We start from the raw sequence: 25,500 nt of genomic DNA on the forward strand, positions 1-25,500 counted from the left end.
GTCGGCGACGGCGGTCACGGGGTCCCCGCCGGGAGCACGGGAAGCACGGGAAGCACGGTCGCGTCGAAGCAGGTCCGGTCGCCCGTGTGGCAGGCGGCGCCCACCTGGTCGACGGACACGAGCAGGGCGTCGCCGTCGCAGTCGAGCCGGACGTCCTTGACGTGCTGGACGTGGCCGGAGGTGTCCCCCTTGACCCAGTACTCCTGCCGGCTCCGGCTCCAGTACGTCGCTCGGCCGGTGGTGAGCGTGCGGTGCAGCGCCTCGTCGTCCATCCAGCCGACCATCAGCACCTCGCGCGTGTCCCACTGCTGGACGACGGCGGCGACGAGGCCGGAGGCGTCGCGCTTGAGCCGGGCGGCGACGGCCGGGTCGAGCGCGCTGGAGCTGACGCGGCCGGGGGCGGGCTGGGGGTCGGTGGAGGGTGTTCCGGGCACCAGCCCATCCTGCCCCACCGGGCGGCCCGCGCCCTTCAGCTGTCCACACCCTGCTCCGCACCGAGGCTCGCGCGGGTGGTCGGCCCTACGCTTGCCGTCGTGGCCCCCGTGCCCCGCCGTCCCCGCGCCCGGAGCCGTCCGGTGCGCACGCACGCGCGCGCCGGCCGGGCACGTGGCCGGCACGTCGTCACCGCCACCGGCCGGGTGCCTGCCGGTCGCCGGCTCACCGCCGCCGCGCTGCTCTGCCTGGCCTGCACGGTCGTCGCGCACCTGCTGCCAGCGACGCGGGCGGGCGCCCCGGTCGCCCCCGCGCTGGCCGAGCCTGCCCGAGACGTCGCCGCGCCCCCGGCACCGCCCGCGCGGGCATCCACGGTCACGCTGACGCTGGCGCGGGAGACGGCGGTGGGCTCCCGGCTCGCGGTCGCCGGCTCGGTGACCCCGCGCCCCGCCACCGGCACGGCTGTCCTGCTCCAGCGACGTGACGGCGGCCGGTGGCGGACGGTGCAGACGCTGCGTACCGGCACCGCCGGGCGGTACCGCTCGACGGTGCGCCACGACGAGGTGGGCGTGTACGCGTACCGGGCCGCCGTCCGGCGCGGCCCGGTGTCCGGCCCGGCCCGGACCACGGCGGTCCGGGTGCACACCTACGTCGTCCGCACCCGTGGGGCCTTCCCCAGTGACGTGCGGGAGTTCGCCGCGACCGCGGCCGCGGCGTACGGCGATCCCCGCGGCTGGCTGCGGGGCTACCAGCGCTTCCGGGCGGTCCGTGCCGGCGGCGACTTCACGCTGGTGCTCGCGGCGGCGTCCACGGTGCCGTCCTACGGGCGCGTCTGCGACGCCCACTACAGCTGCCGGTCGGGGCGCTACGTCGTCATCAACGAAGCGCGCTGGCGGTCCGGCAGCCCGCCGTTCCGGGGACCGCTGGCCCAGTACCGGCGCATGGTGCTCAACCACGAGACCGGGCACTGGCTCGGGCTCGGGCACGTCGGCTGCCCCCGGTCCGGCGCGCTCGCCCCGGTGATGCAGCAGCAGTCGAAGGGGCTGGCGGGCTGCCGGCCGAACGCCTGGCCGCTCGACGGCGAGGTCCGCCGGCTGAGCGGCTGACCCGACCTGTCCGTAGGGTGGCGTGATGGGACAGTTCGCCGCCGCGGAACGGGCCGCACTCTGCGCGACCCTCGAGGCGGTCGGGCCGGACGCCCCGACCCTGGACGAGGGCTGGACGGCGCGCGACCTCGCGGCCCACCTCGTCCTGCGTGAGCGCCGCCTGGACGCGGCGCCCGGGATCCTGCTCAAGCCGCTCGCCGGCTGGACGGCGCGGGTGCAGCGCGGGATCGCCGACCGGCCGTGGCCGGGCCTGGTCGACGCCGTGCGCTCCGGGCCGCCGCGCTGGTCGCCGTACGCGCTCCCCGGCCTGGACGAGCAGGCCAACCTGGTGGAGCTCGTCGTGCACCACGAGGACGTACGCCGCGCCCGGGACGGCTGCGAGCCGCGGGCGCTGCCTCCCGGGCTGGAGGACGCGCTGTGGGCCCGGCTGGCCCGGATGGGGCGGCTGCTCTACCGCTCGTCGCGGGTGCCGGTGCTGCTGCGCCGGGACACCGGGCAGGAGGCGAGGGCGAAGGGCGGAACGGGCTCACCGGTGGTCGTGGAGGGCCCGGCGGTCGAGCTGCTGATGCACGCCTTCGGCCGCGGCCGTGCCGCCCGGGTGCGCCTGGAGGGGGACGCCGACGCGGTGGCGCAGCTCTCCCCCGGCCTGCCGGGGTGAGCAGGCGCGGTCGGAAGGGTCAGCGGGTGCCGTAGCCGGCGGCGGAGAGCGCCTTCTTCACGTCCCCGATGCGCAGCTGCCCGAAGTGGAAGACGCTGGCCGCCAGGACGGCGTCGGCCCCGGCCTCCACCGCAGGGGCGAAGTCGTCCAGCGCGCCCGCCCCGCCGCTCGCGATCACCGGGACGGTCACCGCGGCGCGGACGGCGCGCAGCATCTGCAGGTCGTAGCCCTGCTGCGTTCCGTCGGCGTCGATGGAGTTGAGCAGGACCTCGCCGACGCCGAGCTCGGCCGCCCGCGCAGCCCACTCGACCGCGTCGATGCCCGTCCCGCGACGCCCGCCGTGGGTCGTCACCTCGTAGCCGCTCGGGGTCGGCGGCACGTCGGGCGGGCAGCGCCGCGCGTCGACCGACAGCACGAGCACCTGAGACCCGAAGCGCTGCGCGACCTCCCGCACGAGCTCCGGGCGGGCCACTGCCGCGGTGTTCACCCCGACCTTGTCGGCACCGGCGCGCAGCAGCCGGTCGACGTCCTCGACCGAGCGGACTCCCCCGCCGACGGTGAGCGGGATGAAGACCTGCTCCGCCGTCCGCCGGACCACGTCGTAGGTCGTCTCCCGCCCACCGCTGCTGGCCGTGATGTCGAGGAACACCAGCTCGTCGGCGCCCTCCGCGTCGTAGACCTTCGCCATCTCGACCGGGTCGCCGGCGTCGCGGATCTCGGTGAACCGGACGCCCTTGACGACGCGGCCGGCGTCGACGTCGAGGCAGGGGATGACGCGGACGGCGAGGCTCACGGCCAGCAGCCTAGGCGACCTGTCAGCTCACCCGGGACGTGGTGCGGGCGACCTTGACCGTCGTCCCCTGCCAGGAGGACACGGTGGCCTCGCAGTAGACATAGCTCCCGCGCTCGGCCTGCTGCAGCTGGTAGGTCGCGGCGGTCGAGCTCAGGATCCGCGCGTCGGCCGGCAGCGTGCTCGACGACAGGGTCGAGGAGGCGGCCCAGCGGTAGCTGACCGTCAGCCCCTCCTCGTAGAGCACCGGCGTGCAGGTCAGGGTGACTCCCGCGGTGCCGGCCCCGGCCACGCTGAGGTCGACCCGCGGGGCGGACAGCTGCGGGACGTACGCCCAGTCCGACTGGGTGACCGAGCCCATGGCGTTCGCGCTGGTGGCGCGGCAGGTGAGGTAGCGGCCGGCGGCCGCCTTCAGCACGTCCGCGCTGAGCACGAGCGTCGGCCCGGCGCCGAGCGGCCGCACGTCGGTGACCGCGTCGATGCCGGGCAGGGAGAGCCACTCGTAGGTGGTGACCACTCCCGGCACGGTCGTCGCGGGCACCGCGCAGGTCAGGGTCGTCCCCGGCGCCGGCATCGCCCCTGCCGCCGGAAGGCCGGTGATGTCCGGGTAGGCCGTGGGGCTCGGCGCCGGCGGCACGGGCACCTCCACGGAGGCGGTGGCGGTCCCGGCACGCGAGGTGGCGGTGACCTTGCAGGTGAGCGTCTTGCCCGCGTCCGCGGGAGTCAGCACGTGGTCCGGGCCGGCCTCGAGCTTGACACTGCCGACGTACCATTCAGGAACCACACTGCTGGTGTTCGCGGTCCACGACCCCGCGCCGCACGAGATCGCCTGCCCGAGCCCGACGGTGCCGGAGGCGACGGGGGCGGAGACGTTGTAGGGCAGCGCGCGGTTCTGCGTCCTGGCCAGCTTCGGCAGCGACGCGCGGGTGGCCTTGGTCCAGACCGAGTAGGCACCGACGCTCGTGAAGACGGTCGGGGCCCGGTCGCAGCCGGAGGCCGCGCCGAAGCTGGACACGCCCACGACGTAGAAGGCCTTGCCGACCTTGGTCGCGAGCGGCCCGCCGCTGTCGCCCTGGCATCCGCCGGCGTAACGGCCGCGTCCGATGGAGCGGGCGGCGGCCAGCTGCTTCTGGGGGGAGAAGTAGCGGAAGGTGCGGTCGGCGAGGGCGTTCATCTGGCGCAGCGACGTCGTCCGCAGCTGCCCCGTCAGCTTGCCCTTCTCGTTGTCGCCCCAGCCGTAGATCCGCAGGTCGGCCAAGCGGCCGGCGCGCGCCCGTGCGGCCATGGCCGGCGTGGCGAGCTTGGCGTAGGCCGCCAGCTTCAGGGGCACCAGCGGGCGGAGCATCGCGATGTCGTTGGCGGCCGTCCGGTCGCGGTAGCCGCTGTTGAACCGGATCGCCTCCACCGGGACGAGCGTGCCCTTGCGCAGTGCGTTGGCGCCGATCTCGACGTAGTAGAGGCCCTTCGCGTCCGGCACGCAGTGCGCTGCGGTCACGATCTCGGTCGGCGAGATGGCGGAGGTGCTGCAGAGCGCGTCCGCGGACGTGGCGCCCTTGCGGACGTGCCAGAGCGGCAGGACCCACGGGACGGTGCTGGCGGGCCGCTTCACCACGGTGCCGTGGGTGACCGACCGGGTCACCGAGAGCTCGGGCAGCCGCGGCAGGTCGGGCAGCGACGCCGACGCGGCGCCGGCCGCGGGCCGGGCCGGCGCCTCCGCGGCGGCCGGCCGGGCCGACAGTGCAGACGGTGCGGCCTGCGCCGGCAGGGCGCCTGCGACGGCCACGGGCACGAGGAACAGAGCCGGCAGGGCAAGCCGGGCACGGGACATGAACTACCCCCAGAGTGGATTTCAGAGGGAAGCTTAAGTGGCCCGTGCCCGATCCGGCGGATGCCGCCCACAGCGCCACCCGCGTGGCGGAGTACGCCCCGGTACGTCCCGGTCAGCCCGAGACGGCGAGCGCTTCCTCGAGCGTGAACGCCCCGGCGTAGAGCGCCTTGCCCACGATCGACCCCTCGACCCCGAGCGGCACGAGCGTGCGCAGGGCGCGCAGGTCGTCGAGCGTGCTCACGCCGCCCGACGCGACGACGGGCTTGTCGGTGGCGGCGCACACCGAGCGGAGCAGGTCCAGGTTGGGCCCTTGCAGCGTGCCGTCCTTGTTGACGTCCGTGACGACGTAGCGGGCGCACCCGTCCCGGTCGAGACGCTCGAGGACGTCGAAGAGCTCGCCGCCTTCCTGCGTCCAGCCCCGGGCGGCGAGAGTGGTGCCGCGGACGTCCAGCCCGACGGCGATGAGGTCGCCGAACTCGCCGATGGCGCGGCGTACCCACTCCGGGGACTCCAGCGCCGCGGTGCCGAGGTTCACCCGCGCGCAGCCGGTGGCCAGCGCCGCGCGCAACGACTCGTCGTCCCGGATCCCGCCCGAGAGCTCCACCTTCACGTCCACCGCGCGCACGACCTCGGCGAGCAGCTCGCGGTTGGAGCCGCGGCCGAAGGCGGCGTCGAGGTCGACCAGGTGGATCCACTCCGCGCCGGCCGCCTCCCAGGCCCGGGCGGCGGCGAGCGGCTCGCCGTAGGAGGTCTCACTGCCCGCGGCGCCCTGCACGAGACGGACCGCCTGGCCGTCGGCGACGTCGACGGCGGGCAGCAGCACGAGGCGGTCGGCGCTGGAGTTCGATGCGGGGGTCGTCACGGGGTTCAGTGCCTCCGGTCGAAGAGAAGGGCGGCCAGGACGGGGGCCGCCACGATGGCGAGCAGCAGGGCGCCGGCGCGTACCAGCCAGTCGTCGGTCGACAGCCAGACCGCGCCCTGCGCGAGGACGAGCGCGGCGAGCAGGCCCAGCGACTGCATCCGGCGCCGGCGCGCCAACCGGCCGGTCGGCCGCCCGATGCGGGTACGCCGCGGCAGCCGGGCACGCCAGCGGTCCGCGAGGACGCGACGGCGGCGAGACCGCGCGTCGCGCAGCTCCCGCTCCTGCGCCGCGCGCGCCCGCTCGGCCTCGAGCAGCGCACGTCGACGCGCCCGCTCACCCTTGGCCGCCACGGGGACGCACCTTAACCGGCCGGGCCGCGCCTCGGCACGTCCTCGGCCCGCTGCTGCGGACGTCGGCCCGCCGATGGGTCAGGACAGCGTGCGCAGCCAGTTCTCCAGCAGCGCGGCGCCGGCGTCGCCGGACTTCTCGGGGTGGAACTGCGTGGCGCTGAGCGCGCCGTTCTCGACCGCCGCGAGGAAGGGCCGGCCGTGCTCGGCCCAGGTGAGCAGTGGCGCGGGATAGCGCTCGGACGGGGGCATGTCCATGCCGCGGACGCCGTAGGAGTGGACGAAGTAGAAGCGCTCGTCCTCGAGGCCGGCGAGGAGCGTCGTCCCCTCGGGCGCCTGCACGGTGTTCCAGCCCATGTGCGGCAGGACGGGCGCCTCGAGCCGGTCGACGACGCCCGGCCACTCGCCGCAGCCCTCGGACTCGACGCCGTGCTCGACGCCCTTCTCGAAGAGGATCTGCATGCCCACGCAGATGCCCAGCACGGGCCGTCCACCGGCCAGGCGACGGCCGATGATCTCCCCGCCGCGGACGGCCCGCAGGCCGTCCATGCAGGCGGCGAAGGCGCCCACCCCCGGAACGACGAGCCCGTCGGCCCCCTCGGCCGTGGCCCGGTCCGACGTCAGGGTCACCTCGGCCCCGACGCGCTCGAGCGCCCGCACGGCCGAGCGGAGGTTGCCGGAGCCGTAGTCGAGGACGGCGACGGAGGGCGCCGCCATCAGAGCGTGCCCTTGGTCGACGGCACGCCGACCACCCGCGGGTCGAAGGCCACGGCGTCGCGCAGCGCGCGCCCGAGCGCCTTGAACTGCGCCTCCACGAGGTGGTGCGGGTCGCGCCCCGCGAGCACGCGCACGTGCAGCGCGATGGCCGCGTTGAACGACAGGCTCTCGATGACGTGCCGGGTCAGCGAGCCGACGTAGTCACCGCCGATCACGACGTACGCCTGGCCCTCCGGCTCCCCCGTGTGGACGCAGTAGGGGCGTCCGGCGAGGTCGACGGCGACCTGGACGAGGGTCTCGTCCAGCGGGACGAGGGCGTCGCCGAAGCGGCGGATGCCGGCCTTGTCGCCGAGCGCCTGGCGCAGCGCCTCGCCGAGCGCGATGGCGGTGTCCTCGACGGTGTGGTGCGCGTCGATGTGCGTGTCGCCGGACGTCTTCACCGTCAGGTCCAGCAGCCCGTGCTTGCCCAGCTGGGCGAGCATGTGGTCGTAGAACCCGACGCCGGTCGAGACGTCGACCGTGCCGCTGCCGTCCAGGTCGACCTCGACCAGGACGGAGGACTCCTTCGTGACACGCTCGACCCGGCCGAAGCGCCGGCGCTGGCTCGTCTCGCTCACTGCTTCCCTGCTTCCTCGGCCCGCTGCGCGGCCGCCCGGTCGCCGGCCGCCTGCTGCGGGGCTGCGTCGTCCAGAGCGCGCAGGAACGCGCTCGTCTCCTCCTCCGTGCCCGCCGTCACGCGCAGCCAGCCCGCCAGGCCGACATCGCGGACGAGGACGCCCCGGTCCAACAGCGCCTGCCACACGTCGGCTTGTTCCTCGAAGCGGCCGAAGAGGACGAAGTTCGCGTCACTGTCCACGACCTGGAGGCCGCGCGCCCGTAGCTCGCGGACGATCCGGTCGCGCTGTGCCTTGACGAGGTCGACGGAGGCGAGAGTGTCGTCGGCGTGCCGGAGCGCGGCCCGCGCGGCCTCCTGCGACATCACCGACAGGTGGTAGGGCAGCCGGACGAGGCGCAGCGCGTCCACCACCGCGGGATCGGCGGCCAGGTAGCCCAGCCGCCCGCCGGCGAAGGCGAACGCCTTGGACATCGTGCGGCTCACGATCAGCCGCGGCCGCCCCGGCAGCAGCCGCAGCAGCGACGGCGCGTGGCTGAACTCGGCGTAGGCCTCGTCCACGACCACGACCCCGGCGGTGGCGGCGTAGACCTCCTCCACGACGTCGGCCTCGAGCGCCGTGCCCGTCGGGTTGTTCGGCGAGCAGAGGAAGACGACGTCGGGGTCGTGCTCGGCCACCGCCTCCACGGCGACGGCGGGGTCGATCCGGAACCCGGACTCGGCCTCGCGCGGGGCGACGACGTACGTGGTCGACGTGCCCTGGCTGATGAGGGAGTGCATCGAGTAGGTCGGCTCGAACCCGAGCGCGACGCGCCCCGGCCCGCCGAAGGCCTGCAGGATCTGCTGCAGGACCTCGTTGGACCCGTTGGCCGCCCACACCTGCTCCGCCGACAGCTGCACGCCCCCCGTGCGCGAGAGGTACGCCGCCAGCTTCCCGCGCAGCGCCAGCGCCTCCCGGTCGGGATAGCGGTTGAGCTCGGCGGCCGCAGCGGACACGGACGCGGCCAGGTCAGCGATCAGGGCCGCGCTCGGGGGGTACGGGTTCTCGTTGGTGTTGAGCCGGACCGGGACGTCGAGCTGGGGCGCGCCGTAGGGGGACTTGCCGCGCAGCTCCGGCCGGATCGGCAGCTCCTCCAGCGCGCTCACGCGTCGCCCCCGGTCCGGGCGGGGATGCGCGCGCGCACGGCCGCGACGTGCGCGACGAGGTCCTCGGTGGTGCCGAGCGCGTCGATGTGGTCGGCGACCTGCGCGAGCGCCTCCCGGGTGTAGTCGACGACGTGGATGCCGCGCAGGAAGGTCTGCACCGACAGGCCGGCGTTGAAGCGGGCGGTCCCGCCGGTGGGCAGGACGTGGTTCGAGCCGGCGAGGTAGTCCCCGAGGCTGACCGGGGACCAGGGCCCGACGAAGATCGCGCCCGCGTTGGTGACCCGGGCGGCCCACTGCGCCGCGTCGCGGGTGATGACCTCGAGGTGCTCGGCGGCCCACTCGTCGACGACGACCAGGCCGTGCTCGAGGTCGTCGACCAGGACGTACGCGGACTGGCCGCGCAGCGCCTGCCCGATCCGCTCCTGGTGCTTGGTGAGCGCGAACTGCCGCTCCAGCTCGGCCTCGACGGCGTCGACCAGCTCGACACTGGGGGTCACGAGCAGGCAGCTGGCGTTGGGGTCGTGCTCGGCCTGGGACAGCAGGTCGGCGGCCACGAACGTGGGGTCCGCGGTCTCGTCGGCGAGGATGCCGATCTCGGTCGGCCCGGCCTCGGAGTCGATCCCGATCCGCCCGCGCAGCAGCCGCTTGGCGGCCGCGACGTAGACGTTGCCCGGCCCCGTCACCATGTCGACGGGGCGGCACTCCTCGGTGCCGTACGCGAACATCGCGATCGCCTGGGCGCCGCCGACCGCATAGACCTCGTCGACCCCGAGCAGAGCGCAGGCCGCGAGGACGCTGGGGTGGGGCAGCCCGCCGTGCTCACGCTGCGGGGGCGACGCGACCGCGAGCGAGCCGACGCCGGCGACCTGGGCGGGGACGACGTTCATGATCACCGAGGACGGGTACGCGAGCAGCCCCCCCGGCGCGTAGAGGCCGACCCGGCGGACCGGCACCCAGCGCTCCGTGACCACCCCGCCGGCGGCGACCTCGACACGCTCGTCGGGCCGCAGCTGCGCGCGCGAGACGATGCGGGCACGGCGCGCGGACTCCTCGATCGCGGCCCGGACGGCCGGGTCGAGCGCGCGCACGGCGTCCTCGAGGGCCGACTGCGGGACCCGGCACGTCTCCAGGTCCACCCGGTCGAACCGGCTGGTGGCCTCGAGCACCGCGACCAGCCCGCGCTCGCGCACGTCCTCGACGACCGGGCGCACCGCCTCGACGGCGGTCTCGACGTCGAGCGCCGGACGGGGCAGGACCGCGGCGGCGAGGGCGGCGTCATGGGACCGCCCGCGCAGGTCCACCCGGGCGATGAAGCCCTCGGCGGACGAGGATGCGGGAGTGGCGCGGTCCGGGGCAGACGTCGAGGTCACGGGGCAAGTCTAGGTACCGCGCCGGACGCCCGGCACCGTCCTGACACGGGTGTGGACGGTGCTGTCCGGGCCGGGCACACCGGTGCAATACCGTGAGCGCGTGCCCGAGCGGCTGCCGCTGTTCCCCCTGGGGGCCGTGCTCTTCCCCGGCGCGACGCTCGCGCTCCACGTCTTCGAGGAGCGCTACCGCGCGCTGGTCGAGCACCTGCTCGCCCTTCCGGCCGACGCCCCGCGCGCGTTCGGCGTCGTCGCCATCCGGTCCGGCCGCGAGGTCGGGCAGGCGTTCATCGAGGACGGTGAGCCGCGCGAGCGGCTGCACGACGTGGGCTGTGTGGCCGAGATCCGCGACGTGGAGGCGTACTCGGACGGGCGCTTCGACATCGTCACCAGCGGCACGCGCCGCTTCCGCCTGCGCGGGCTGGAGGAGCCCGGCGCGTCAGGAGGGCCGTGGACGGGCGGGCTCGTCGACTGGGTGCCGGAGCCCGAGGACGGCCCCGAGGCCGGGCAGCGCGCCGTGCCGGTGGCGCGGATGCTCGCCGAGTACGTCGCCGCCCTGCCGCCGGCGGTCGCCCGCGAGCTGCCGCTGCCCGGGCCCGGCCGCGAGCTGGGGCCGACCGCGCTGTCGTACGCCGTCGCGAACGTCCTGGTCGTGCCACAGGGCGAGCGCCAGCGCCTGCTCGCGGCACCGGACGCGGCCTCTCGCCTGGCGGTGGAGGCCGCGCTGCTGCGGCGCGAGACGGCGCTCGTCTCGGCGCTGGGCGCCGTGCCGCTGCATGCCCCGGCCGCCGCGACGCCCAACTGAGGTCCGCCCGGCCGCGCTGGGCCGCGCGGCCTCCGACCCTGCGCGAATATCGCGCGCGGCGTGGCGAGGGCGCTGGGTAGCCTCCCCGCCGTGGCAAAGCGCGCAGCAGGCAGGGCCGGCGCCGGCACCCCCGCGACCGTGGCCCTGGCCGCCGCCGGGGTCGCCTTCGTCCCTCGGCCGTACGAGCACGACCCGGCCGCCAAGTCCTACGGCCTGGAGGCGGCCGAGGCGCTTGGCGTGGCTCCCGACCGGGTCTTCAAGACCCTGCTCGCCGACGTCGACGGCGCCCTCGCCGTCGGGGTGGTGCCGGTCAGCGCCCAGCTCGACCTCAAGGCGCTCGCGGCCGTGCTGGGCGCGAAGAAGGCGAGCATGGCCGACCCGGCCGCAGCGGAGCGCTCGACCGGGTACGTCGTCGGCGGCATCAGCCCCATCGGCCAGCGCAGGCGGCTGCCCACGGTGGTCGACGAGAGCGTGCTGACGCACGAGACGGTCCTCGTGTCCGGCGGGCGGCGCGGGCTGGACATCGAGCTCGCGCCGGCCGACCTGCTCCGGCTCACCGCGGGCCGGGCCGCGCCGATCGCCCGCTGACCGTGGGGGCGCCCGTCGGCCTCCGGCGGCGGTGGGCCGTCGAGCCTCGAGGTCAGGTGCCGGGGCGGCGGCCCAGCCGGCCGTGCCCTCGGCGGTGCCGCGGCGGGCTCTGCGCGGCCCGGGCCGGCTCGTCGACGCCGAAGCCGGCGGTGAGTGCGAAGTACACCACCGTGGCGGCGATCGGCCAGCACAGGAGCATGCCGTGCGCGTGCAGGTCGAGCGCGACCGTGACCCGGCTGCCCACCGGCAGCCCGTCGGCGGCCAGCGCGCTCGGGCCGAGCCGGGCACCGGCCTGCCAGGCGACGACCGACCCGAGCAGCCCGCCCGCGACGAGGCCGAGCAGCGCGTAGGCCCCGGTCCGGCCGAGCCGGACGAAGGCCAGCAGTGCGCAGAGCACCCCCGCCACGAGCGCGACGCAGCCAAACCACGCCTCGGCCCCGAACAGGGCCTGGCTGGGGTCCGGGGCGATGCCGTCGCTGGTGACGGTCCCCTCGACCCGGGGCGCGGCCCATTGCCACGCCGCTCCGGCGAGGGACCCGACCGCGACCGAGCCGGCCGTGACGACGGCCGCGGCGCGCAGCCCGGCGGCCCACCCGAGGCCCCCGTCGAGGCCCCAGTCCCGTCGGCTCATGCTGCTCCCGCGCCGCGAGCGCGGCTGGCCTCGATCACAGCGGACCACCCTACGCACCGGCCGGCCGGCCGCCCGCCATCGCGATCGCCGGGCGGTCCACCCGGACGAGGCGACGGCGGTCAGCCGAGGCAGGCGGGGCCGAGCAGTTGCTTGAGGTCGCCGAAGAGCGCGGGGGTCGGAGTGACCCGGAGGCCGTCGTCGATCCGCAGCACGGTGGTCTTGCCACGGCCCTTGAGCGCGAGGTGCACCTCGGTGATGCCGGGGTGGGCGGCGAGCACCTCGCGCAGCCGCTCGACCACGGGCGGGGTGCAGCGCTGGGTCGGCAGCGAGATGCGGACCGGCCCTCCGGTCGCCCCCTCGGTCAGGTCGGGGACCGTGAGGTCCATCGCGATCAGCTTGGGCACGTCCTCGCGCTTGTCCAGCCGGCCCTTGACCACCACGACCGCGTCCTCGGCCAGCGACATCGCGACCAGCTGGTAGGTCGCGGGGAAGAACAGGCACTCGATGGCGCCCTCGAGGTCCTCGATCGTCGCGATGGCCCAAGGGTTGCCCTGCTTGGTCAGCTTGCGCTGCAGCCCGGAGACGAGGCCGCCGATGGTGACGACCTGGCCGTCGGGGCGGTCTTCGTCGGCCATCAGCGCAGCGATGGTGCAGTCGCTCTGCGCGGCGAGGACGTGCTCCACGCCGAGCAGGGGGTGGTCGCTGACGTAGAGGCCGAGCATCTCCCGCTCGTAGGCCAGCAGGACGGACTTGTCCCACTCGCCCACGCCGAACTGCATCGCCCCGAGCGTGGCTCCCGGGCCGTCACCGTCGTCACCGAGCCCGCCGAAGAGCGAGTCCTGCCCGATCGCCTCGTTGCGCTTGACGTCGACGTGCAGGTCGACGAGCTCCTCGTGCTTGTCCAGGAGAGCCCGCCGGGTCACGCCGAGCGAGTCGAACGCCCCGGCCTTCGTGAGCGACTCGACGACCCGCTTGTTGCAGACGACGAGCGGGACCTTGGCGAAGAAGTCCTCGACGTCGGTGTAGAGCGACTTCTCCACCCGCGTCGAGCAGATGGCGTCGACCACGTTGGCCCCGACGTTGCGGATCGCCGTGAGGCCGAAGCGGATGTCCGAGCCGCGCGGGGTGAAGTTCGCGTCGGACTCGTTGACGTCGGGCGGCAGCACCTTGATGCCCATGCGCCGGCACTCGTTGAGGTAGAGCGCCGACTTGTCCTTGTCGTCGCGCACGCTGGTGAGCAGGGCCGCCATGTACTCGGCCGGGTAGTTGGCCTTGAGGAAAGCGGTCCAGTAGGAGACGAGGCCGTAGGCGGCGGAGTGCGCCTTGTTGAAGGCGTAGTCGGAGAACGGCAGCAGGATGTCCCAGAGCGTCTTGATGGCCTCCTCGGAGTAGCCACGCTCCTTCATGCCGCCCGCGAAGTTGACGTACTCCTTGTCCAGGACCTCGCGCTTCTTCTTGCCCATGGCCCGGCGGAGCAGGTCCGCCTGTCCGAGCGAGTAGCCCGCGAGCTTCTGCGCGATCGCCATGACCTGCTCTTGGTAGACGATCAGGCCGAACGTGCCGCCGAGGATGTCGGCGAGCGGCTCCTCGAGCTCGGGATGGATGGGGATCACGGGCTTGCGCTTGTTCTTGCGGTCGGCGTAGTCGTTGTGCGCGTTCGCGCCCATCGGGCCGGGCCGGTAGAGCGCGCCGACGGCGGAGATGTCCTCGAAGTTGTCCGGGCGCATCGAGCGCAGCAGGGCGCGCATCGGGCCGCCGTCGAACTGGAAGACACCGAGCGTGTCGCCGCGCGAGAGCAGCTCGTAGGTCGCGGGGTCGTCGAGGCTCAGCCCCTCGAGGTCCGGGACCTCCTTGCCGTTGACGGCGATGTTCTTCAGGCAGTCGTCGATGATCGTGAGGTTGCGCAGCCCGAGGAAGTCCATCTTCAGCAGGCCGAGCGTCTCGCAGGTCGGGTAGTCGAACTGCGTGATGATCGCCCCGTCCTGCTCGCGCTTCATGATCGGGATGTGATCGATGAGCGGCTCGCTGGACATGATGACGGCGCAGGCGTGCACGCCCCACTGGCGCTTCAGCCCCTCGAGGCCCATCGCCGTGTCGACGACCTTCTTGACCTCGACGTCGGCCTCGTAGAGCGAGCGGAACTCGCCGGCCTCCGAATAGCGCTTGTGCGAGGGGTCGAAGATCCCCTTGAGCGGGATGTCCTTGCCCATGACCGCGGGCGGCATCGCCTTGGTGATGCGGTCGCCCATGGCGAAGGGGTGGCCGAGCACACGCGCCGAGTCCTTGATGGCCTGCTTGGCCTTGATCGTGCCGTAGGTGACCACCTGCGACACGCGGTCGACGCCGTACTTCTCGGTGACGTACTGGATGACCTCCCCGCGCCGACGCTCGTCGAAGTCGATGTCGACGTCGGGCATCGACACGCGCTCGGGGTTGAGGAACCGCTCGAAGAGCAGCCCGTGCTGGAGCGGGTCGAGGTCGGTGATGCCCATGACGTACGCCGCGAGCGAGCCTGCGGCCGACCCGCGGCCGGGGCCGACGCGGATGCCCTGGGCCTTCGCCCATCCGATGAAGTCGGCGACCACGAGGAAGTAGCCCGGGAAGCCCATCTGCAGGATGACGCCGACCTCGTAGTCGGCCTGCTTGCGCACGTGGTCAGGGACGCCGCCGGGATAGCGCCGCGCCAGGCCCCGCTCGACCTCCTTGACGAACCACGTGTGCTCGGACTCGCCCTCCGGGACCGGGAAGCGCGGCGCGAGGTTGGCCCCCTCGGTGAACTCGACGTCGCACCGCTCGGCCACGAGCAGGGTGTTGTCGCAGGCCTCGGGGAACTCCGACCACAGCGAGCGCATCTCGTGCGCGGGCTTGAGGTAGAAGTCCTGGGCGTCGAACTTGAACCGGTTGGGGTCGGCGAAGGTCGAGCCGGACTGGACGCAGAGCAGGATCTCGTGCGCCGTCGCGTCCTTGGCGTAGGTGTAGTGCAGGTCGTTGGTCGCCAGGAGCGGCAGCTTGAGGTCCTTGGCGAGGCGGAAGAGCTCCTCGTGGGCGCGGCGCTCGATGCCGATGCCGTGGTCCATGAGCTCGCAGTAGAAGTTCTCGCGGCCGAAGATGTCGCGGAACTCCCCCGCCGCCTCGCGGGCCAGGTCGTACTGCCCCAGGCGCAGCCGGGTCTGGATCTCCCCTGACGGGCAGCCGGTCGTCGCGATGAGACCCTTGCCGTACTGCGACAGCAGCTCGCGGTCCATGCGCGGCTTGTAGAAGAACCCCTCGAGGCTGGCCCGCGACGAGAGCCGGAAGAGGTTGTGCATGCCCTCCGTGGTCTCGGCGAGCAACGTCATGTGGGTGTACGCGCCCGAGCCGGAGACGTCGTCCTCGCCGCCGTTGCCCCAGCGCACCCGGGTGCGGTCCCCGCGGTGGGTGTGGCCCGGCGCGAGGTATGCCTCGGTGCCGATGATCGGCTTCACGCCGTTGGCCTTGGCCTTCTTGTAGAAGTCGTAGGCACCGAAGACGTTGCCGTGGTCGGTCATGGCGACCGCCGGCATGCCCATGCGGGAGGCCTCGGCGAAGAGGTCGTCCAGCCGGGCCGCCCCGTCGAGCATGGAGTACTCGGTGTGCACGTGAAGGTGCACGAAGCTCGACTCGTTGCCTCCGTCTGACACTGGCTCGCGCCCCCTGTGCTGCTCTCCCGACCTGCCCGACGAGAGTAGGCGAGACCACCGACAAGACACGCCGAGCGAGCGTTCCTCTCGTCGTGTCGACCCGGGTCAGCCGGTCGGCTGCCGGATCACCAGCGCCGCCTCGACCGGCTCGTCCCCGACCGCGGCATACGTGTGCGGCACGTCGGTCGCGAGGGCGACGAAACCGCCGGCCGGCACCTCGACCTCGGCTCCCGCCGGCCCGACGCGCAGCGTCCCGCGGAACACGACGAGGTGCTCCTGCGTCCCGCGCGGGTGGGCGGGCGACGCCTGCACGGCCCCGGGCCGGACGTCGAGCCGGTAGAGCTCGGTCGTGGTACCCGGGTCCGCGAACGAGCCGAGCAAGGTTCCCGTGACGGCCTCCCCGGCCACGCGCGGCGCGGCCGCGGCCGCGTCCGAGCCGGGCCCGGCCAGCAGCGCGCCCAGCGGCACCTCCAGCTGGGCGGCCACGGCGTACAGGGTCTCCAGCCGGGCGTTGCGGGTGCCTGCCTCGAGCCCGGAGAGGGTGGCCTTGCCGATGCCGGCGGCGGCCGCCAGCTGCGAGAGGCTGACACCGCGCGCGAGCCGGAGCGCCCGGACGCGCGCCCCCACCGCGGCGGGCGCGCCACCCGCACCGCCACCGGCAACGGCAACGGCAACGGCACCAACATCGTCGCCCGTCGGCCGGCCGTCCATGGCTGCCATCATCTACCCTCGTTCCGAAAACGGAACGGAGGGGCGATGGGCGAGACGGTCAGCGAGCGCGGGAGCGGCACCTTCCACGTCGTGCTCGCCGGGCTGATCGCGGCCGTCGTGGGCTTCACCAGCTCGTTCGCGGTGGTGCTCACCGGCCTGCGGGCCGTCGGCGCGAGCGACACCCAGGCCGCGTCCGGGTTGGCCGCCCTGTGCCTGGCCATGGGCCTGTCCGCCCTCCTGCTCAGCACCCGGCTGCGCATGCCGGTCTCTGTCGCCTGGTCGACCCCGGGGGCAGCGCTGCTCGCGTCCACCGGGGCGCCGGCCGGCGGCTTCGCGGCAGCGGTGGGCGCGTTCCTGGTGGCGGGCGTGCTGCTCGTGGCCGCTGGGCTGTGGGGCCCGCTCGGCCGGGCCATCGCCGCCATCCCCGCGCCGCTCGCGAACGCGATGCTGGCAGGCGTCCTGCTCTCGCTCTGCCTCGCTCCTGCCCGCGCGGCGGTCGAGATCCCGCGCCTCGCCCTGCCGGTCGTCGTGGTCTGGCTCCTGCTCACCCGCTGGGCGCCGCGCTGGGCGGTCCCCGGCGCGCTCGCCGTGGCGGCCGTCGGCGTGGGGCTCGACACCCCGGCGGGGCTGGGGGACGCGCTGCGCGGCACGTCGGTGCTCGCCGCCCCGGACCCGGTCGCGCCCGAGCTGGCCCTTCCCGCGGTCATCGGCCTCGCGGTCCCGCTCTTCCTGGTGACCATGGCGTCGCAGAACATCCCCGGCATGGGGGTGCTCGCGTCGTACGGGTACCGCCCCTCGTTGCGCCCGTTGCTCGGCGTAACGGGCGCGGCCACCGTCGCCGCCGCCCCGTTCGGCGGCCACGCCGTCAACCTCGCCGCCCTCACGGCCGCGCTCGCCGCCGGGCCGTCGGCCGGCCCCGACCCGCAGCGGCGCTGGATCGCGGGCGCGACGAGCGGCATCGCGTACGTCGTGCTCGGCCTGCTGGGCGGGCTCGTCACGGCACTGGCGGGGCTCGCGCCCGTGCTGCTGCTGCAGGCCGTCGCCGGGCTGGCGCTGCTCGGGGCGCTCACCTCGGCGCTCAGGGCCGCGCTGGACGACGCGGGCATGCGGGACGCTGCCGTCGTGACCCTGGTCGTGACGGTCTCGGGCGTCTCCGTCGGCGGCGTCGGCTCAGCGTTCTGGGGGCTGGTGGCCGGGTGGGCGGTGCTGGCCCTGACCCGGCTGCCGGCCGCCGTGCACAGCGCTCCTGCGGCGCCCCGCCCACGCTGACCGACGGCTGCTCACCCGTCCGCAACCCGTCCTTCGCCAACTCCCCACCCGGCCGTCGCCGGTGCCGTACATTCCCTGCACCGGCGAGGAACAGCGGCTGATTCAGCGGCCACGAGGAGCGACTCCAGCGAGAGCGCAGCAGCGCCCAGGCCCACCGGTGCTGGCCTCTGTCGTTCCTCGTTCCCGGAGCACCCCATGCGCTCTCGCGCCGTTCCGCGCACCCTCGTCGCCCCGCGGGCCCCTCCGTCCCGCGTCAACGGGCGGCTGCACCGGCCCTCGGCCTGCCGGAGGTGCTCGCCACGGTTCGGGCGACCGCACCGCAGCTGGGGCTGACGGCCGCGGCCCTCGATGCCGCCCGGGTCGTCCAGCTCGTGTCCACCGCGGTGCTCGAGGTGCACGGGCTGGCCCTCAAGGTCTACCCGGCCGGGACCGACACGGCCCGCTTGCGCGCCCAGGCGGACGCCCTGGAGGCGGCCCCGGGACTGTGGGTCAGGCCGGTCAGCGGGCCGCTCGAGACGCCGACGGGTGTGGTCGTGGCCTTCCCCTGGGTGGACGCGGGCGCGCCGGTCGGCTGGCCCGAGGTCGGTGGGCTGCTGCGCGCCTGGCACCAGGCAGAGGTCGTCACGGCGGGGCTCCCGTCCTGGTCGCCGCTGGGCCGGCTGCCCGCCCAGGTCGCCGCGTACGCCGCGCTCCCCGCCGCCGACCCCGGGCTCGCCCGGGCCGCCCTCGCCGCGCGTGAGCGGCTGCTGAGCCAGGTGCCGCAGCTGACGACGACACTGGGCGTCGGAGCCATCCACGGGGACGTCTCCCCCTCCAACGTGCTGCGCCGGGCCGGGCGCCCGGTCCTCATCGACAGCGACTTCGTCGCCGTCGGGCCCAAGGAGTACGACCTCGTGCCGGCCGCGCAGCGCCGCGAGCGCGGTGAGATCGACGAGGCGGAGTACCTCGGCTTCTGCGCGGAGTACGGCCACGACGTGCGGTCCTGGCCGGGCATCGGCCTGGTCGAGGAGATCTGCGGCCTCGGCGCCGTCACGTTCCGGCTTCGGTGCGCCGCAGAGCGCGGGGAGGACGTGGCGTGGCTGGGCGGGGCGCTCGCCCGCTACGTCTGAGCGCCCGTCAGCGCGCGGCCAGCTCCGGGGCGGGAAGCCCCTCCACGTAGGACGCGAAGGTCGCGTTGTTGACGGCACGGGTGCGCACGGCACGCAGGTGCTCCAGGGCGGTCCGGCCGTCCACGCCGAGCAGCCGGCGCACCGCCAGCACGACCACGAGCCCGGACCGGTTCTTGCCGAAGCCGCAGTGCACGAGGACCGGGCGGTCGGCGCGGACCTCGTCCACGACGAGCGACACGAGCTCGTCGAGCTGCTCGGCAGGGGGCACCTCGGCGGCGTCGACGAGCGGGTCCTTGACGTACCGCAGGCCGGCCACGCGCTCGGCGGCATGCACCTGCCCGGCGTCGTTGACGTCGACGACGGTCTCGATGCCCGCCGCGGCGAGCCAGTCCCAGTCGATCGGCATGCCCGCCTGCCAGAGGCCGGGCAGCACCTCGGTCGGGGGCTGCACCTCGAGGGCGGCCGGGGCGGGCACGGGCTGCGCGGTCGACGTCACGAGCGTCGATCTTCCCAGCCGCGGCGCACGCCAAGCCGCCCGTACGTGTCCCGTGCCGCATCCCGTGGCGGGCCGTTCGCGGCGCGTTCAGCCGCTGTTCCTCGCCGCCGCGGCCGGTGCGGGTCAGTCGCCTCCCCCGCCGCCGCCGCCGTCCCCACCGCCCCCGTCACCGGCGCCGCCGGAGTCCCCGAAGCCGTCGCCGTGCGAGGGGACGAACGAGTCCCCGCTCGCCCCCTGTCGGCGGTACGCCCGCCGTACCGCCAGCACGACCTCGGAGGCCTCCGGCCCGAGCTGCCAGCGCAGTGCGTTGAGGTGGTCGGCCAGCCCTCTCCGCCCCACGCGGTCCGGCGGCGGCGGGCAGACCGTGCGCGCCACCCCGGACACGGCCGCCAGCACCGCGAGCGCCGCCACTCCGGGGTCGTGCCACGGCCCCGGGGTCAACCCGGCGCGGAGCCGGCGCTCGGCCTGCCACCGCGGCGCCGGGTCGCGCACGGCGTAGCCGCGACGGGCGAACACCCCGAGGACCTTGTGCTGGTGCGGCGCCAGGGCACCGGCGCCGCACAACGGCGCCGCGACCCGCGGGAGGGCCGTCCCGGCCACGTGCGCGAGCAGGGCGTCGAGCCCGCGACGGTCGCCGGCCACGACGCCGAGCGGGGCTCCGCGCAGGACGTCGTGCACGAGCATGCCGCCCGCCAGCGCGACCGCGACCGGCCCGCGGGTGCGGTAGGCGGCGCGCTCGCCCACCGCCAGCAACAGCAGGTCGCCCGGGAGATCAGCAGGAAGGGCCATCGTCAGCCCGCGCCGCCCTGGGCCGGCACGACCGCGCCCGCCCCGGGGGTGGCGAACTGCGTGCGGTAGAGCTCCTCGTAGCGCCCGCCGGCCGCCAGCAGCTGCTCGTGCGTGCCACGCTCCACGACCCGGCCGGCCTCCACCACGAGGATGAGGTCGGCCGCGCGGACGGTCGAGAGCCTGTGGGCGATCACGATCGCCGTCCGGCCGGCGAGCGCCTCACCGAGGGCGGCCTGCACGGCGGCCTCCGAGGTCGAGTCCAGGTGGGCCGTCGCCTCGTCCAGGATGACGACCCGCGGCCGGGCCAGCAGGAGCCGCGCGATGGTGAGCCGTTGGCGCTCCCCTCCGGAGAACCGGTAGCCGCGCTCTCCCACGACGGTGTCCAGGCCGTCGGGCAGCGCGGAGACCAGGTCGGCCAGCCGGGCACGGCGCAGAACGTCCCAGAGCTCGGCGTCGTGGGCCTCGGGCCGGGCGAGCGCCAGGTTGGCCCGCACCGTGTCGTGGAAGAGGTGCCCGTCCTGCGTCACCATGCCGAGCGTCTGACGGAGAGAGGCGAACGACAAGTCCCGCACGTCGACCCCGGACAGGCGGACCGCTCCCGAGTCGACGTCGTAGAGGCGCGGCAGCAGGCTCGCGATCGTGGACTTGCCCGCGCCGGAGGAGCCGACGAGCGCGACCATCTGGCCCGGCTCGGCACGGAACGACACGTTGTGCAGCACCTCGACCCCGCCGCGGGTGTCGAGCACGGCGACCTCCTCGAGTGACGCGAGCGACACCTTGTCCGCAGCGGGGTAGGCGAAGCAGACGTCGTCGAACTCGACCGAGACGGGGCCCTCGGGGACGCGCAGCGGGTCGGGCCGCTCCCGGATCAGCGGCTGCAGGTCGAGCACCTCGAACACGCGCTCGAAGCTGACGAGCGCGGTCATGACCTCCACCCGGGCGCTCGCGAGCGCGGTCAGCGGGGCGTACAGCCGGGTGAGCAGCAGCGCGAGCGTGACGACCGCGCCGGCGTCGAGATTGCCGCGCAGGGCGTAGAAGCCACCGAGCCCGTAGACCAGCGCCAGCGCCAGTGCCGACACCAGGGTGAGCGCGGTGACGAAGACCGACTGCACCATGGCGGTGCGCACGCCGATGTCGCGCACGCGGGACGCACGGGCCGCGAACTCGGCGGACTCGATGGCCGGCCGGCCGAAGAGCTTCACCAGCGTGGCCCCCGGAGCGGAGAAGCGCTCCGTCATCTGCGTGCCCATGGTCGCGTTGTGGTTGGCCGCCTCGCGCTCGAGCGCGGCCATCCGCGTCCCCATGCGCCGGGCCGGGACGACGAACACCGGCAGCAGCACCAGGGCCAGCAGCGTCACCTGCCACGACAGGCTGAGCATGACGACCAGCGTCAGGAACAGGGCGACCAGGTTGCCCACGACGCCGGAGAGCGTGTCGCTGAAGGCTCGCTGCGCGCCGATGACGTCGTTGTTGAGCCGGCTGACCAGCGCCCCGGTGCGCGTCCGCGTGAAGAAGGCGACCGGCATCTGCTGCACGTGGTCGAAGACCGTCCGCCGCAGGTCGAGGATGAGGTTCTCCCCGATGCTCGCCGACAGCCAGCGGTTGAGGATGCCCAGCGCGGCCTCCGCGACCGCCAGCCCCGCGATGATCAACGCCAGCGTGATCACGCGGGAGGTCTCCTCGCCGTCGACCATCGCGTCGACGACCTGGCCGGCGAGCACCGGAGTCGCCACGGCCAGCACGGCCAGCACGACGCTCAGCAGCAGGAACTGGACGAGCATGCGCCGGTGCGGCCGGGCGAACCGCAAAATGCGGCGCAGGGTCGCGCGCGAGAAGGGACGGCGCTCCTCCTCGGCGTTCATCGCGTGGTACATCGACATCCACGCGGTGACTTCCATGTCCATGCGTTCACGTCCTCGCTGTCGTCGGACGGGCAGTCGGCACGCTAGCGGCGGGCGCCGACAGTCGGCGGCCGTGCAGCCTCCCGGCCCTCGCGAGGTCGGACGTCCCGGCCGTCGCGAACTCGTCGCCGCCGAGCGCGGCCCCGGGCAGGTCGAGCCCCAGCATGCGTACGACCGTGCCGGCCACCCACGCCGCCTCGCGCGCGGGCGCCGTCGCTCCGGCATGGCCCGGCGATTCGCTCATGGCTCGCGAACCTAGGACCTCAACTATGGTCGAGGTCAAGCGACGGTGGGAGGGCAGTGGACGGGCGGGCAGAGCGCGGCGCGACCCTGGGCGTGGGTGACGTGGCCCGGCGTAGCGGGGTCGCGGTGTCGACGCTGCACTTCTACGAGCGCAAGGGGCTGATCTCGAGCACCCGTACGGCCGGCAACCAGCGGCGCTACGAGCGGGACGTGCTGCGCCGGGTGTCGTTCATCCGGCTCGCCCAGCGGGTCGGCATCTCGCTGCAGGAGATCGGGGATGCGCTCACGGCGCTGCCGGACGGGCGCACGCCGACGGTCGCGGACTGGGCCCGGCTGTCACGGCAGTGGCACGACGACCTGCAGGCCCGCATCGACGGGCTCACCCACCTGCGCGACGACCTGCTGCGCTGCATCGGCTGCGGCTGCCTGTCCCTGCGCAGCTGCACGCTCACCAACCCCGGCGACGAGCTCGGCCGGCGCGGGCCCGGCCCGCGTCGGTGGGTCGACGAGGACCGCACCGACGGCACCGGCACCACCCACGGCACCGACGGCACGTCTGCCGGGGGCGCCTGACCCGGGGTCAGCCCCCTGGCACGAGCTCCTTGGCCATGTCCCGGTGCGGGATGCCGGCGTCGTCGTAGACGGGGCCGTACGCCGCGTAGCCCAGCCGCTCGTAGAACCCCATCGCCCGCAGCTGGGCCGAGAGGACGACGCGGCGCAGCCCCATCGAGCGTGACTCGTCCTCCACCGCCTGGACGAGCAGCCGGCCGATCCCGCCGGTCCGCGCGCTCGCCCGGACGGCCAGCCGGCCGAGGTGGGCCTCGCCGGGCGGGTCCTCGTACATCCGGACGGTGCCGACGACCTCGCCGTCGCGGCGGGCAAGGAAGTGCACCGACGTCGCGTCGCGGTCGTCGCCCTCGAGCTCGATGGGCACCTGCTGCTCGTCGACGAAGACCTCGACGCGCACGGCGAAGGCCTGCTCGAACCCCTCCGCCGTCGTGACCCGCTCGACCGACACGGCCGCAGCGCTCACCCTTCCTCCCGCAGGATCTCCAGCGCCCGGGCCAGGTCCGGCGGGGGCGGGGAGGTGAACTCGACCCGCTCGCCCGTCGACGGGTGCTCGAACCCGAGCCGCTGCGCGTGCAGCCACTGGCGCGTCAGGCCCAGCCGCTGTGCGAGCACGGGGTCCGCGCCGTAGGTCAGGTCGCCCACGCAGGGATGGCGCAGTGCGGACATGTGGACGCGGATCTGGTGGGTCCGGCCGGTCTCGAGGTGGACGTCGAGCAGGGTCGCCGCGCGGAACGCCTCCACCGTGTCGTAGTGCGTGACGCTCTCGCGGCCGCCGGCAACGACGGCCCACTTCCACTCGGAGGAGGGGTGCCGGTCGATCGGGGCGTCGATCGTGCCGCGGGAGGGGTCCGGATGCCCCTGGACGAGCGCGGCGTAGACCTTGTCGACCGTGCGCTCCTTGAACGCCAGCTTGAGCAGGGTGTAGGCGCGCTCGGACTTCGCGACGACCATGAGCCCGGTGGTGCCGACGTCGAGCCGGTGGACGACGCCCTGCCGCTCGGCGGCCCCTGAGGTCGAGATGCGGAACCCGGCCGCCGCGAGCCCGCCGATGACCGTGGTGCCGGTCCAGCCGGGGCTTGGGTGGGCGGCGACCCCGACCGGCTTGTCGACCACGATGATGTCGTCGTCATCGTACACGATGCCCATGCCCTCGACGTGCTCGGGCACGACCTCGACCGGCCCCGGCGGCGGCGGCAGCTCGACCTCGAGCTCGGAGCCGCTGACGAGCCGCTGGGACTTGTACGCCGGGGCTCCGTCGACGCGGACCAGCCCCTCCGCGACCAGCTCGGCCGCGCGGGTGCGCGAGAGCCCGAACAGCCGGGCGAGCGCGGCGTCGAGCCGCTCGCCCTCCAGGCCCTCCGGCACCGGCAGCGAGCGGACGTCAGGCATCCCGGCGCTCCGGCACGTCCTCGGCCGCCGACCGCGCGGCCGGCTCCTCGTTGGTGGGCTGCACCGGCGCGGGCTCCGGGGCAGGCTGCCCAGCCTCGGCGTGGGTGCCCGGCCGCGGCGGCGCCCCGGTGGGCTCGACGCCGCGCAGGGACAGCAGCACCAGGAGCGCGGCGGCGCTGCAGATCGCCATGTCCGCGACGTTGAACACCGGCCAGTTGGGCAGCTCGAGGAAGTCGACCACGTGACCGCGGAAGACACCGGGCGCCCGCAGCAGCCGGTCGGTCAGGTTGCCGAGCGCGCCGCCCAGGAGCAGCCCGAGCGCGATGGCCCACGGGACGCTCTGCAGCGTGCGCGCCATGCGGATGATGACCACGGCGACGACGGCGGCGACCAGGGTGAACAGCACCGTGGCCCCACCGGCGATGCCGAAGGCCGCACCGGGGTTGAGGACGAGGCGCAGCTGCAGCAGGTCGCCCGCCACCTGGACGGGCTCGCGCCCCTCGAGCTGGGACTTGGCCAGGGCCTTGGTGACCTGGTCCACGGTGTAGACGCCGAGGGCGACGAGCCCGAGCGCGAGCACGGTGGGACGGGGCCCCCGCCCGCGCGCGGGCGGCGGATTCTGCTCGTTCAGCGGCGTTCCTCGCGTTGCTTGCACGACACGCAGAGCGTGGCGCGGGGGAAGGCCTGCAGCCGGGCCTTCCCGATCGGCTGCCCACAACTCTCGCATGCGCCGTAGGTGCCGTCGTCGATGCGGGTCAGCGCCCGCTCCACCTGCAGCAGCATCCCGCGGGAGTTGTTCGCCAGGGAGAGCTCGTGCTCGCGCTCGAACGTCTTGTTGCCCGCGTCGGCCTGGTCGTCTCCGGCCCCGTCACCGGAGTCGCGCAGCAGGTCGGCGATCTCGCTCTCGGTCTCCGCGACCTCGCGGCGCAGCCGCTCGGCCTCGGCCTGCAGCTCGGCGCAGACCTCCTCCAACTCGGCGGAGGTCCACGGCTCCTCGCCGGGCCGGACTGGCAGCGAGGCGGCCCGGCCGGGCAGCGACGGGGCCTCGTCGCGCGGGGACGCCTGGCCAGGGATGGCCTGCTGAGGGGGTGAGGTGGGCACGGGCGCCTCCGGCTCGGGGGCGACGGCCACGGCGGCCGCCGGCGGAACGGGGTCGGCAGCCTTTGCCGAGGTGCGCTTGACCGGCTTCGCGGAGGGCTTCGCCGGCGTGGCAGCGCCCCCCGTGTCCGCAGGCTCGGCCACGAGCGGAGCGGCCTTGGCCCCCCGCTTGCGCGGCGCAGGGGCCGCGTCCGCCGTGGCGGCGGTCTCGGCGGTATGAGCCGCCCTGGTGGTGCCTCGTGTCGTGGCCATGGGCGGATCCCCCTTCCCCCAGCGCTCGGACAGTCTGCCGAGGATAAGCACCCCCGGTCCTAGCCCACAACGACGAAGTGGCCCGTCAGGTGCCCGTCGACGCGGGCCCGGGCCGACCGGCCGG

27 protein-coding genes are annotated in these 25,500 nt (G+C 74.7%); 7 read left to right on the forward strand and 20 right to left on the reverse strand.

From position 1 onward, the window contains the following. Positions 1-14: 14 nt before the first annotated feature. Complete coding sequence (gene hisI, locus G9H72_RS22935) at positions 15-434, reverse strand: phosphoribosyl-AMP cyclohydrolase (RefSeq protein ID WP_166170293.1); 420 nt, start codon at positions 432-434, stop codon at positions 15-17. 99 nt (positions 435-533) lie between these two features. On the opposite strand from hisI, the gene G9H72_RS22940 reads away from it, so the two are divergent. After that, positions 534-1,538, forward strand: a complete 1,005-nt coding sequence (locus G9H72_RS22940) for a DUF3152 domain-containing protein (RefSeq protein WP_166170295.1) — start codon at positions 534-536, stop codon at positions 1,536-1,538. Positions 1,539-1,563: 25 nt separating this feature from the next. Further along, a complete protein-coding gene (locus G9H72_RS09625; RefSeq protein WP_166170297.1) occupies positions 1,564-2,196 on the forward strand; it encodes a TIGR03085 family metal-binding protein in 633 nt (210 codons plus the stop codon). Between the two features lie 19 nt (positions 2,197-2,215). On the opposite strand, the gene hisF is transcribed toward G9H72_RS09625, so the two are convergent. From hisF to hisD, 8 genes are all read right to left on the reverse strand, one after another. Continuing rightward, complete coding sequence (gene hisF / locus G9H72_RS09630) at positions 2,216-2,989, reverse strand: imidazole glycerol phosphate synthase subunit HisF (RefSeq protein WP_166170299.1); 774 nt, start codon at positions 2,987-2,989, stop codon at positions 2,216-2,218. Positions 2,990-3,011: 22 nt separating this feature from the next. Next, positions 3,012-4,814, reverse strand: coding sequence for a S1 family peptidase (locus tag G9H72_RS09635; protein ID WP_166170301.1), 1,803 nt, complete (start codon positions 4,812-4,814; stop codon positions 3,012-3,014). A 112-nt stretch (positions 4,815-4,926) separates the two neighbouring features. Then, positions 4,927-5,676 (reverse strand): bifunctional 1-(5-phosphoribosyl)-5-((5-phosphoribosylamino)methylideneamino)imidazole-4-carboxamide isomerase/phosphoribosylanthranilate isomerase PriA, encoded by a 750-nt coding sequence (priA, locus tag G9H72_RS09640; RefSeq protein ID WP_166170303.1) that lies wholly within the window; start codon positions 5,674-5,676, stop codon positions 4,927-4,929. A 5-nt stretch (positions 5,677-5,681) separates the two neighbouring features. Next, a complete protein-coding gene (locus G9H72_RS09645) occupies positions 5,682-6,026 on the reverse strand; it encodes a hypothetical protein (RefSeq protein ID WP_166170305.1) in 345 nt (114 codons plus the stop codon). A 78-nt stretch (positions 6,027-6,104) separates the two neighbouring features. Next, complete coding sequence (gene hisH, locus G9H72_RS09650; RefSeq protein ID WP_166170307.1) at positions 6,105-6,740, reverse strand: imidazole glycerol phosphate synthase subunit HisH; 636 nt, start codon at positions 6,738-6,740, stop codon at positions 6,105-6,107. Continuing rightward, a complete protein-coding gene (hisB, locus tag G9H72_RS09655) occupies positions 6,740-7,357 on the reverse strand; it encodes an imidazoleglycerol-phosphate dehydratase HisB (RefSeq protein WP_166170309.1) in 618 nt (205 codons plus the stop codon). Before hisB ends, hisH begins: the two co-directional genes overlap by 1 nt. Further along, entirely contained in the window at positions 7,354-8,499 is a 1,146-nt protein-coding gene (locus G9H72_RS09660) for a histidinol-phosphate transaminase (RefSeq protein WP_166170311.1), read from the reverse strand. Before G9H72_RS09660 ends, hisB begins: the two co-directional genes overlap by 4 nt. Further along, positions 8,496-9,869 carry a histidinol dehydrogenase gene (gene hisD, locus G9H72_RS09665; RefSeq protein ID WP_331272144.1) on the reverse strand — a complete coding sequence of 458 codons (1,374 nt, stop codon included), beginning with the start codon at positions 9,867-9,869 and terminating at the stop codon, positions 8,496-8,498. The genes G9H72_RS09660 and hisD overlap by 4 nt, the downstream gene beginning before the upstream one ends. Positions 9,870-9,969: 100 nt before the next feature. Here hisD and G9H72_RS09670 point away from each other — a divergent pair, with 100 nt between their 5' ends. Next, complete coding sequence (locus G9H72_RS09670) at positions 9,970-10,671, forward strand: LON peptidase substrate-binding domain-containing protein (RefSeq protein ID WP_166170313.1); 702 nt, start codon at positions 9,970-9,972, stop codon at positions 10,669-10,671. A 90-nt stretch (positions 10,672-10,761) separates the two neighbouring features. Next, positions 10,762-11,259 (forward strand): Cys-tRNA(Pro) deacylase, encoded by a 498-nt coding sequence (ybaK, locus tag G9H72_RS09675; protein ID WP_166170315.1) that lies wholly within the window; start codon positions 10,762-10,764, stop codon positions 11,257-11,259. A gap of 52 nt (positions 11,260-11,311) precedes the next feature. On the opposite strand, the gene G9H72_RS09680 is transcribed toward ybaK, so the two are convergent. From G9H72_RS09680 to G9H72_RS09690, 3 genes are all read right to left on the reverse strand, one after another. Then, positions 11,312-11,890, reverse strand: coding sequence for a hypothetical protein (locus tag G9H72_RS09680; protein WP_166170317.1), 579 nt, complete (start codon positions 11,888-11,890; stop codon positions 11,312-11,314). Between the two features lie 119 nt (positions 11,891-12,009). Next, entirely contained in the window at positions 12,010-15,519 is a 3,510-nt protein-coding gene (gene dnaE, locus G9H72_RS09685) for a DNA polymerase III subunit alpha (protein WP_331272145.1), read from the reverse strand. Between the two features lie 135 nt (positions 15,520-15,654). Further along, complete coding sequence (locus G9H72_RS09690; protein WP_231126703.1) at positions 15,655-16,272, reverse strand: helix-turn-helix domain-containing protein; 618 nt, start codon at positions 16,270-16,272, stop codon at positions 15,655-15,657. Between the two features lie 33 nt (positions 16,273-16,305). On the opposite strand from G9H72_RS09690, the gene G9H72_RS09695 reads away from it, so the two are divergent. Together G9H72_RS09695 and G9H72_RS09700 are read left to right on the forward strand one after the other, a co-directional pair. Continuing rightward, on the forward strand, positions 16,306-17,529 hold the full coding sequence (locus G9H72_RS09695; RefSeq protein WP_166170319.1) for a benzoate/H(+) symporter BenE family transporter: 1,224 nt from the start codon (positions 16,306-16,308) through the stop codon (positions 17,527-17,529). A gap of 290 nt (positions 17,530-17,819) precedes the next feature. After that, on the forward strand, positions 17,820-18,638 hold the full coding sequence (locus G9H72_RS09700; protein ID WP_166170321.1) for a phosphotransferase: 819 nt from the start codon (positions 17,820-17,822) through the stop codon (positions 18,636-18,638). 7 nt (positions 18,639-18,645) lie between these two features. On the opposite strand, the gene G9H72_RS09705 is transcribed toward G9H72_RS09700, so the two are convergent. The 4 genes from G9H72_RS09705 to G9H72_RS09720 all read right to left on the reverse strand — a co-directional run bounded on the left by G9H72_RS09705 (position 18,646) and on the right by G9H72_RS09720 (position 22,068). Beyond that, positions 18,646-19,134 carry a protein-tyrosine phosphatase family protein gene (locus tag G9H72_RS09705; protein ID WP_166170323.1) on the reverse strand — a complete coding sequence of 163 codons (489 nt, stop codon included), beginning with the start codon at positions 19,132-19,134 and terminating at the stop codon, positions 18,646-18,648. Positions 19,135-19,257: 123 nt separating this feature from the next. Continuing rightward, positions 19,258-19,923, reverse strand: coding sequence for a GPP34 family phosphoprotein (locus G9H72_RS09710; RefSeq protein ID WP_166170591.1), 666 nt, complete (start codon positions 19,921-19,923; stop codon positions 19,258-19,260). Between the two features lie 2 nt (positions 19,924-19,925). Next, positions 19,926-21,827 carry an ABC transporter ATP-binding protein gene (locus G9H72_RS09715; RefSeq protein ID WP_166170325.1) on the reverse strand — a complete coding sequence of 634 codons (1,902 nt, stop codon included), beginning with the start codon at positions 21,825-21,827 and terminating at the stop codon, positions 19,926-19,928. A gap of 4 nt (positions 21,828-21,831) precedes the next feature. After that, a complete protein-coding gene (locus tag G9H72_RS09720) occupies positions 21,832-22,068 on the reverse strand; it encodes a hypothetical protein (RefSeq protein ID WP_166170327.1) in 237 nt (78 codons plus the stop codon). Between the two features lie 56 nt (positions 22,069-22,124). Here G9H72_RS09720 and soxR point away from each other — a divergent pair, with 56 nt between their 5' ends. Continuing rightward, positions 22,125-22,640 carry a redox-sensitive transcriptional activator SoxR gene (gene soxR, locus G9H72_RS09725; protein WP_166170329.1) on the forward strand — a complete coding sequence of 172 codons (516 nt, stop codon included), beginning with the start codon at positions 22,125-22,127 and terminating at the stop codon, positions 22,638-22,640. Between the two features lie 7 nt (positions 22,641-22,647). Here soxR and G9H72_RS21495 read toward each other — a convergent pair whose 3' ends face one another. From G9H72_RS21495 to G9H72_RS09745, 4 genes are read right to left on the reverse strand one after another with little or no spacing between them, the layout of a single operon-like run. After that, positions 22,648-23,100, reverse strand: coding sequence for a GNAT family N-acetyltransferase (locus tag G9H72_RS21495; protein WP_166170331.1), 453 nt, complete (start codon positions 23,098-23,100; stop codon positions 22,648-22,650). Beyond that, positions 23,097-24,026 (reverse strand): RluA family pseudouridine synthase, encoded by a 930-nt coding sequence (locus G9H72_RS21500; protein WP_166170333.1) that lies wholly within the window; start codon positions 24,024-24,026, stop codon positions 23,097-23,099. Before G9H72_RS21500 ends, G9H72_RS21495 begins: the two co-directional genes overlap by 4 nt. Further along, positions 24,019-24,606, reverse strand: coding sequence for a signal peptidase II (gene lspA / locus G9H72_RS09740; protein ID WP_331272146.1), 588 nt, complete (start codon positions 24,604-24,606; stop codon positions 24,019-24,021). Before lspA ends, G9H72_RS21500 begins: the two co-directional genes overlap by 8 nt. Positions 24,607-24,653: 47 nt before the next feature. Beyond that, positions 24,654-25,376, reverse strand: a complete 723-nt coding sequence (locus tag G9H72_RS09745) for a TraR/DksA family transcriptional regulator (RefSeq protein ID WP_166170337.1) — start codon at positions 25,374-25,376, stop codon at positions 24,654-24,656. Positions 25,377-25,500: the final 124 nt, after the last annotated feature.

The organism is Motilibacter aurantiacus, from assembly GCF_011250645.1.
In the GTDB taxonomy this organism is placed as follows: Bacteria; Actinomycetota; Actinomycetes; order Motilibacterales; family Motilibacteraceae; genus Motilibacter_A; species Motilibacter_A aurantiacus.

Excerpts from the sequence above, each read along its gene's own strand:
- G9H72_RS09635 (WP_166170301.1), bottom strand. The coding sequence starts at position 4,814 with ATGTCCCGTGCCCGGCTTGCCCTGCCGGCTCTGTTCCTCGTGCCCGTG.
- G9H72_RS09715 (WP_166170325.1), bottom strand. The coding sequence starts at position 21,827 with ATGGACATGGAAGTCACCGCGTGGATGTCGATGTACCACGCGATGAAC.
- G9H72_RS09625 (WP_166170297.1), top strand. The coding sequence starts at position 1,564 with ATGGGACAGTTCGCCGCCGCGGAACGGGCCGCACTCTGCGCGACCCTC.
- G9H72_RS09695 (WP_166170319.1), top strand. The coding sequence starts at position 16,306 with ATGGGCGAGACGGTCAGCGAGCGCGGGAGCGGCACCTTCCACGTCGTG.
- G9H72_RS09710 (WP_166170591.1), bottom strand. The coding sequence starts at position 19,923 with ATGGCCCTTCCTGCTGATCTCCCGGGCGACCTGCTGTTGCTGGCGGTG.
- hisH (WP_166170307.1), bottom strand. The coding sequence starts at position 6,740 with ATGGCGGCGCCCTCCGTCGCCGTCCTCGACTACGGCTCCGGCAACCTC.
- G9H72_RS21500 (WP_166170333.1), bottom strand. The coding sequence starts at position 24,026 with ATGCCTGACGTCCGCTCGCTGCCGGTGCCGGAGGGCCTGGAGGGCGAG.
- G9H72_RS09720 (WP_166170327.1), bottom strand. The coding sequence starts at position 22,068 with ATGAGCGAATCGCCGGGCCATGCCGGAGCGACGGCGCCCGCGCGCGAG.
- G9H72_RS09690 (WP_231126703.1), bottom strand. The coding sequence starts at position 16,272 with ATGATGGCAGCCATGGACGGCCGGCCGACGGGCGACGATGTTGGTGCC.
- G9H72_RS09680 (WP_166170317.1), bottom strand. The coding sequence starts at position 11,890 with ATGAGCCGACGGGACTGGGGCCTCGACGGGGGCCTCGGGTGGGCCGCC.
- G9H72_RS09745 (WP_166170337.1), bottom strand. The coding sequence starts at position 25,376 with ATGGCCACGACACGAGGCACCACCAGGGCGGCTCATACCGCCGAGACC.